Below are 6643 nucleotides of genomic sequence, written 5' to 3'. Positions count from 1 at the left end.
TCCGGCCGGAACCGGATCCGCAGCTCGCCCTCGCGCAGGGCGGCGCCGTCGACGGTGCAGCGGCGCAGCGCCGAGGGCAGCGGGACGGTCCGGCGGAACGGTCCGGCGGTCACGACGAGTTCGTCGCCGCGCCGGATCAGGTCCAGTTCCTCGCGCCGGGCGCCGGGCAGCGGGAGGTGCCAGACCAGCACGCCGTCGTCGGCGAGGGAGTCGGTGACGGGCCACTCGACGGCGGAGGGCCCCTCGGCGGCGGAGGACCTCTCGGCGGCGGACCCCGCGTCGGCGCCGGGCACGGCGAGCGCGGCGAGGTCGTCGGCGCCGCGCGGGTCGCGCCCGAGGTGGGCGACGGGGCGGACGTCGTGGGTCTCCCGCCACTCCTCCAGGGTCTTGCGCTGCTGGGCGACCGGGCCGGCGAGCCAGCTGTCCTCGACGCCCTCCGGCAGGACGCGGGTCGCGACCAGGACGTCGGTGCGCAGTCCGCGCAGGGCCAGACCGAGGGTCGCGGTGCGGACGGCGTCGGCGCCGGCGGGTCCCGGCTCGGCGACCAGGCGTACGGCGGTGCCGCGGTCGGCGAGCACGGCCTCGGCGGCGGCGAGCTGGAGGTCCAGCCGGGCGGCGGTCTCGTACAGCCACTCGGCGGGCAGCGGGACACCGGCGAGGCGGCCGAGCACGGGGCGCAGGGCGCGGGCGGCCTGCCGCTCGGGCGGGAGCAGGCGGCGCAGGTAGCGGCGGAGCACCTCGGGGAGGGCGAGCAGGTCGAGGGCCCGCGGGACGGGCGGCAGGTCGACGACGAGGAGGTCGTGCGTTCCCGGCAGGGCCGCGTCCCGCAGGGCGCGCAGCAGGGCGAGTTCCCCGGCGCCGGGCAGCGGGGTGAGCTCCTCGGGGTCGAGCCGGGAGGCGCCGAGCAGGTCGAGCGCGGAGGAGGCGCGGTCCTGCAGGGCGGCCAGGTCGGTGCGGAAGTCCTCGTCGGCGTCGAGCCGCCGCACGGTGAGCCGGGGGGCGGCCTCGGACGGTTCGGGCCCGACGGGCGCGCCCAGGACCGCGCCCAGGGTGTCCGTCCGGTCGGTGCCGAGGAGGAGGGTGCGGACGCCCGCACGGGCGGCGGCGTGCGCGGTGGCGGCCGCGACGGTGGTGCGCCCGCTGCCGCCGGGGCCCGTGATCAGGAGGGTACGCATGAGGGTGAACGGTACCCGGGAGGCGTGCGGGGACCGCCGGGCGCCCCGTTCTCGCTCCGGACCGCTCCCGCGCCCCGGAGTGCGGGCGTGTCCGCGGCGCGTTACTTCGCTCCCGACTCCACGCGCTTCTTCAGTCCCGCCAGGGCCCGGTCGATGATGACCTTCTCGGCCTTGCGCTTGATCATGCCGAGCATCGGGATCTTGACGTCGACGGTCAGCCGGTAGGTGACCTCGGTCGTGCCCGGGCCGGCCGGTTCGAGGAGGTAGGAGCCGTCCAGGGAGCGGAGCATCTGGGACTTCACCAGGGTCCAGGAGACCTCGTGCTCGCCGGTCCAGGTGTAGGCGAGGGTCTGGTCGTCCTTGATCGCGCCGGCGTCCATGACGAGGCGCACCTGCTCGGCGCGGCCCTGCTCGTCGGTCTCGAGGACCTCCGCCTCCTTCACCTCACCGGTCCAGTCCGGGTAGCGGGCGAAGTCGGCGATCACCCCCATGACATCGGCCGGTGCGGCCTCGATCGTGATGCTCGAGCTGGTGTGTTCCGCCATCGCCGTGGCTCCTCCGGATGCGCGCCGGTCGTCGGATCGCCGTGCGCGAGTGCAGCGCACGCCTGTGCAGCGGAAGGCTACCGCGCACCGGACCGGCGCAGCTCACCCCACCTGGGGCGGCCTCACCACTCGAGCGCCCAGGGGCGCCCGCTGCCCGCGAAGTGCCCCACGTTCACGCACTCGGTGGCGCCGATCCGCATCCGCCGCACCAGCGGCTGGTGCACGTGCCCGAACAGGGCGTAGCGGGGCCGGGTGCGGCGGATGGCGTCCAGCAGCGCCCGGCTGCCGCGTTCGAAGCGGCGCGCGACGGTGTCGTAGACCAGCTCCGGGACCTCCGGCGGGATATGCGTGCACAGCACGTCGACCTCGCCGACGGCCTCGATCTTCGCCGCGTACTCCTCGTCGTCGATCTCGTACGGGGTGCGCATGGGGGTGCGCAGGCCGCCGCCGACGAAGCCGAAGGTCCAGCCGCCGATCTCCACCCGTTCCCCGTCCAGGACGGTCGTGCCGGGCCCGGCGTACTCCCGCCACAGGGGCGGCACGTCGACGTTGCCGTAGGTGGCGTAGGTCGGGGTGGGGAAGGCGGCGAACAGCTCGGCGTACTGCCTGCGCACCGCCCGCTCGATCGCCGTGGCCCGGTCCTCGTCGTGGTCCGCCCACAGCCGGGCGCCGAACGCGCGCGCCTCCTCGAAGCGGCGGGCGGTGCGCAGTTCCACGATGCGGTGGGCGTTCTCGGTGCCGAACAGGTCGGGGAAGATGCCGCGCGAGTGGTCGGCGTAGTCGAGGAAGAGCACCAGGTCGCCCAGGCAGATCAGGGCGTCGGCGCCCTCGCCGGCCCGGGCCAGGTCACGGACGTTGCCGTGGACGTCGCTGACCACGTGGACGCGCCTGCGGCGGTCGCCGCCCGGTACGGATGCCATGGCGATCAAGGGTAGGCGCGCGGGGCGGCCCGGACAACGGCGGCCGGACCTGCGGTTACTGGCTCGTCGGCGACGCGGTGCACTACTGTGCGCAATGAAACACCCACCTGTGTGACGCAGCGAACATCTCGCCGGGACCCCCTGTCGTAGAGGGCATACCGACGGGTAACGTCCGGGCAGTCCAGTCGTGCTCGGGATTTCAACATGTGAATTCGCGAGTACCCGCCCAGCCTTGGACCGCACCGTCGCATCGCACAACGTCGTGGCGTCGGCGCCCTAAGAGGAGCAGCAGTCTTGCGCGAGTTCAGCCTTCCGGCTTTGTACGAGGTCCCCGCGGACGGCAATCTGGCCGACATCGTCCGCAGAAACGCCGCGCAGCACCCCGACGTCGCCGTCATCGCCCGCAAGGTGGACGGTGCCTGGCAGGACGTGACGGCCACCACCTTCCTCGCCGAGGTGCGGGCGGCCGCCAAAGGACTGATCGCCTCCGGCGTCCGGCCGGGCGACCGGGTCGCCCTGATGTCCCGCACCCGCTACGAGTGGACGCTGCTGGACTTCGCGATCTGGAGCGCCGGCGCGGTCACCGTGCCGGTGTACGAGACCAGCTCGCCCGAGCAGGTGGCGTGGATCCTCGGTGACTCCGGCGCCACCGCCTGCGTCGTGGAGCTCGACGTGCACGCGGCGGCCGTGGAGGCGGTGCGCGACCGGCTGCCCGCGCTGGAGAACGTGTGGCAGATCGACGCCGGCGGCGTCGAGGAGCTGGGTCGCCTCGGCCGGGACGTCACCGACGAGACGGTCGAGGAGCGCAGCTCGATCGCGAAGGCCGACGACCCCGCGACGATCGTCTACACCTCCGGCACGACCGGCCGCCCCAAGGGCTGTGTGCTCACCCACCGCAGCTTCTTCGCCGAGTGCGGCAACATCGTGGAGCGGCTGCGTCCGCTGTTCCGCACCGGCGAGTGCTCCGTGCTGCTCTTCCTGCCGCTCGCGCACGTCTTCGGACGGCTGGTGCAGGTCGCGCCCATGATCGCGCCGATCAAGCTGGGCTGTGTGCCGGACATCAAGAACCTCACCGACGAGCTGGCCTCGTTCCGCCCGACCCTGATCCTGGGTGTGCCGCGGGTGTTCGAGAAGGTCTACAACTCGGCGCGCGCCAAGGCGCAGGCCGACGGCAAGGGCAAGATCTTCGACCGGGCCGCGGACACCGCGATCGCGTACAGCCGGGCGCTGGACACGCCGTCCGGGCCGTCGCTCGGCCTGAAGATCAAGCACAAGGTGTTCGACCGGCTCGTCTACGGCAAGCTGCGCGCGGTGCTCGGCGGGCTCGGCGAGTACGCCATCTCGGGCGGTGCCCCGCTGGGCGAGCGCCTGGGCCACTTCTTCCGCGGCATCGGCTTCAGCGTCCTGGAGGGCTACGGCCTGACCGAGTCCTGTGCGGCCACCGCGTTCAACCCGTGGGACCGGCAGAAGATCGGCACGGTCGGCCAGCCGCTGCCCGGCTCGGTGATCCGCATCGCGGACGACGGCGAGGTGCTGCTGCACGGCGAGCACCTGTTCAAGGAGTACTGGAACAACCCGGCCGCGACGGCCGAGGCGCTGGCCGACGGCTGGTTCCACACCGGGGACATCGGCACCCTGGACGAGGACGGCTACCTGCGGATCACCGGCCGCAAGAAGGAGATCCTGGTCACCGCGGGCGGCAAGAACGTCGCCCCGGCGGTGATAGAGGACCGGATCCGCGCGCACGCGCTGGTCGCGGAGTGCATGGTGGTGGGCGACGGGCGTCCGTTCGTGGGCGCGCTGGTCACCGTCGACGAGGAGTTCCTGGTCCGCTGGTGCGCCGAGCACGGCAAGCCGGAGGGCTCCACCGCGGCGTCCCTGAGCGAGGACCCGGACCTGATCGCGGCGATCCAGGCGGCGGTCGACGACGGCAACGCGGCGGTCTCCAAGGCGGAGTCGGTCCGCAAGTTCCGCATCCTCCCCGCCCAGTTCACGGAGGAGTCGGGCCATCTGACCCCGTCCCTGAAGCTGAAGCGGAGCGTGGTGGCGAAGGACTACGCCCACGAGATCGAGGCGATCTACGCGAAGTAGGGCGCGCGGGGGCGCACACACGACGGCGCGGTGCCCGGATCCCGGATCCGGGCACCGCGCCGCGTCGTACGGGGCCGAGGAGGCCCTACAGCAGCTTCTTCAGCTCTTCCGCCAACAGGTCCCAGCGCCACTTCTCCTCGACCCACCGGCGGCCCCGCTCGCCCATCCTGCGGCGCAGCTCCGCGTCGCCGAGGAGGGTGACGATGCGGTCGGCGGCCTGGTCGGGGGAGCCGCCGGGGACGACCCAGCCGGTCTCGCCGTCGAGCACCGCGTCGGGGGCTCCGCCGGAGTCGCCGGCGACGACGGGCAGCCCGGTCGCGGAGGCCTCCAGGTAGACGATCCCGAGCCCCTCCACGTCCAGTCCGCCGCGCCGGGTCCGGCAGGGCATCGCGAAGACGTCCCCGGCGCCGTAGTGGGCGGGCAGCTCCTCCCAGGGCACCGAGCCGGTGAAGCGGACGGAGTCCGCGACCCCGGTCTGCCGGGCGAGGTCGCGCAGGTCCTTCTCGTACGGGCCGCCGCCGACGATCAGCAGCACGGCGTCCGGCTCGGCCGCCAGGATCGCGGGCATGGCCCGGATCAGCGTGTCCTGCCCCTTGCGCGGCACCAGCCGCGAGACGCACACGACCACCGGGCGGTCGGTCAGCCCGAGCCGGGCCCGGACCTCGTCGCCGCCCGACCCGGGGTGGAAGGTCTTCTCGTCCACGCCGGGCGGCAGTTGCACCATCCGGGAGGCCGCCTCGGGGGTCAGCGCGGCGGCGATCCGCGTGCGCGTGTACGCGCCGAGGTAGGTCATCGTGTCCGTGGACTGCCCGATGCGGCGCAGCAGTTGCCGGGCGGCGGGCAGTTGGGCCCAGCCGGCCTCGTGGCCGTGGGTGGTGGCCACGATCCGCTCGGCGCCGGCCCGGCGCAGCGCCGGCGCCATCAGTCCGAGCGGCGCCGCCGCCCCGAACCACACCGAGGTGCAGCCGTGTTCGCGCAGCAGCCCGACGGCCCGCCGGGTGACCCGCGGGGTCGGCAGCAGCATCGTCGTACGGTCGCGCACGACGGTGAAGGGCTGCTCGGCGTCGAAGGCGGCCGTCGCCTCGACGCCCTCCCGGGTGCGCTTCCAGGTGGAGGCGTAGACGACGAGGCGCTCGGGGTCGAGCCGCAGCGCCATGTTGTGCAGGAACGCCTGGATGCCGCCGGGCCGGGGCGGGAAGTCGTTGGTCACGATCAGGGTCTTGTGCATCGCCGCCGACCCTACCGAACGCCGTTCCCCGGCGGTCACGGCGGCGTTCGGTGGCCCGTGCACGGGTGTCCGGGACATCATGACCCCCGGAAGACCGCACACCGGACGGGCAGGGAGCGTATGAGGACGACGGCCGCACGAGGGTCCCTCGCAGGCCTGCTGCTCCTGTGGGGGCTGACCCGGACCGCCCTGCTGCTGTGCGTCCTGAAGGTGATCGTCTTCCCCGGCCCGGACGTCACCAGCGACGTGTCGGTGATCTACCGGGGCTGGTACGAGGTCCTGCGCACCGGAACGTTCCCGCTGGACGACGTCACCTGGCAGTACCCGCCCGCCGCGGCCCTGGCGATCCTCTCCCCCGGTCTGCTGCCCTTCCTGGAGTACGCCACCGCGTTCTTCGTCCTGGCGCTCCTCGCCGACCTGGCCGTCCTGGCCCTGCTGGGGTACGCGGGCCGGCGTCCCGGCCGGTCGCCGCGCGGCGCCTGGGTGTGGGTGGCGGGCGTGCCGCTGCTCGGGCCGACGGTGTACGCCCGCTACGACGTGATGGTGACCGCGGTGGCGGTCGCCGCGCTGCTGGCCGGCGCCCGGCACCCCCGGCTGATGGGGGCGCTCGCGGGCTTCGGGGCGCTGCTGAAGGTGTGGCCGGCGCTGCTGCTCCTCGGGGTCCGCCGGCGTTCCGCCTGGGTG

At 73.8% G+C, this 6643-nt stretch carries 6 protein-coding genes; 2 read left to right on the top strand and 4 right to left on the bottom strand.

Going from position 1 to position 6643, the window contains the following annotated elements:
• The 3 genes from B7L92_RS09285 to B7L92_RS09275 form a co-directional block, all read right to left on the bottom strand.
• Positions 1-1175, bottom strand: a 1175-nt coding sequence (locus tag B7L92_RS09285; protein WP_081236960.1) for an ArsA family ATPase, incomplete at its 3' end; no start/stop codon positions are given.
• 101 nt (positions 1176-1276) lie between these two features.
• Positions 1277-1720, bottom strand: a complete 444-nt coding sequence (locus B7L92_RS09280) for an SRPBCC family protein (RefSeq protein ID WP_004989146.1) — start codon at positions 1718-1720, stop codon at positions 1277-1279.
• A 122-nt stretch (positions 1721-1842) separates the two neighbouring features.
• Positions 1843-2640: a metallophosphoesterase family protein gene (locus B7L92_RS09275; RefSeq protein WP_081236959.1), complete on the bottom strand. Its 798-nt coding sequence runs from the start codon at positions 2638-2640 to the stop codon at positions 1843-1845.
• A 294-nt stretch (positions 2641-2934) separates the two neighbouring features.
• Here B7L92_RS09275 and B7L92_RS09270 point away from each other — a divergent pair, with 294 nt between their 5' ends.
• Entirely contained in the window at positions 2935-4731 is a 1797-nt protein-coding gene (locus tag B7L92_RS09270; protein ID WP_081236958.1) for an AMP-dependent synthetase/ligase, read from the top strand.
• A gap of 85 nt (positions 4732-4816) precedes the next feature.
• Here B7L92_RS09270 and B7L92_RS09265 read toward each other — a convergent pair whose 3' ends face one another.
• Positions 4817-5959, bottom strand: coding sequence for a glycosyltransferase family 4 protein (locus tag B7L92_RS09265; RefSeq protein ID WP_081236957.1), 1143 nt, complete (start codon positions 5957-5959; stop codon positions 4817-4819).
• Positions 5960-6079: 120 nt separating this feature from the next.
• Here B7L92_RS09265 and B7L92_RS09260 point away from each other — a divergent pair.
• Positions 6080-6643 (top strand): glycosyltransferase 87 family protein (locus tag B7L92_RS09260; RefSeq protein ID WP_143626272.1); only part of this gene is annotated, 564 nt, incomplete at its 3' end.

This window comes from Streptomyces viridosporus, from assembly GCF_002078235.1.
Classification (GTDB): domain Bacteria; phylum Actinomycetota; class Actinomycetes; order Streptomycetales; family Streptomycetaceae; genus Streptomyces; species Streptomyces viridosporus.
This window is presented reverse-complemented; position numbering and strand designations above follow the sequence as displayed.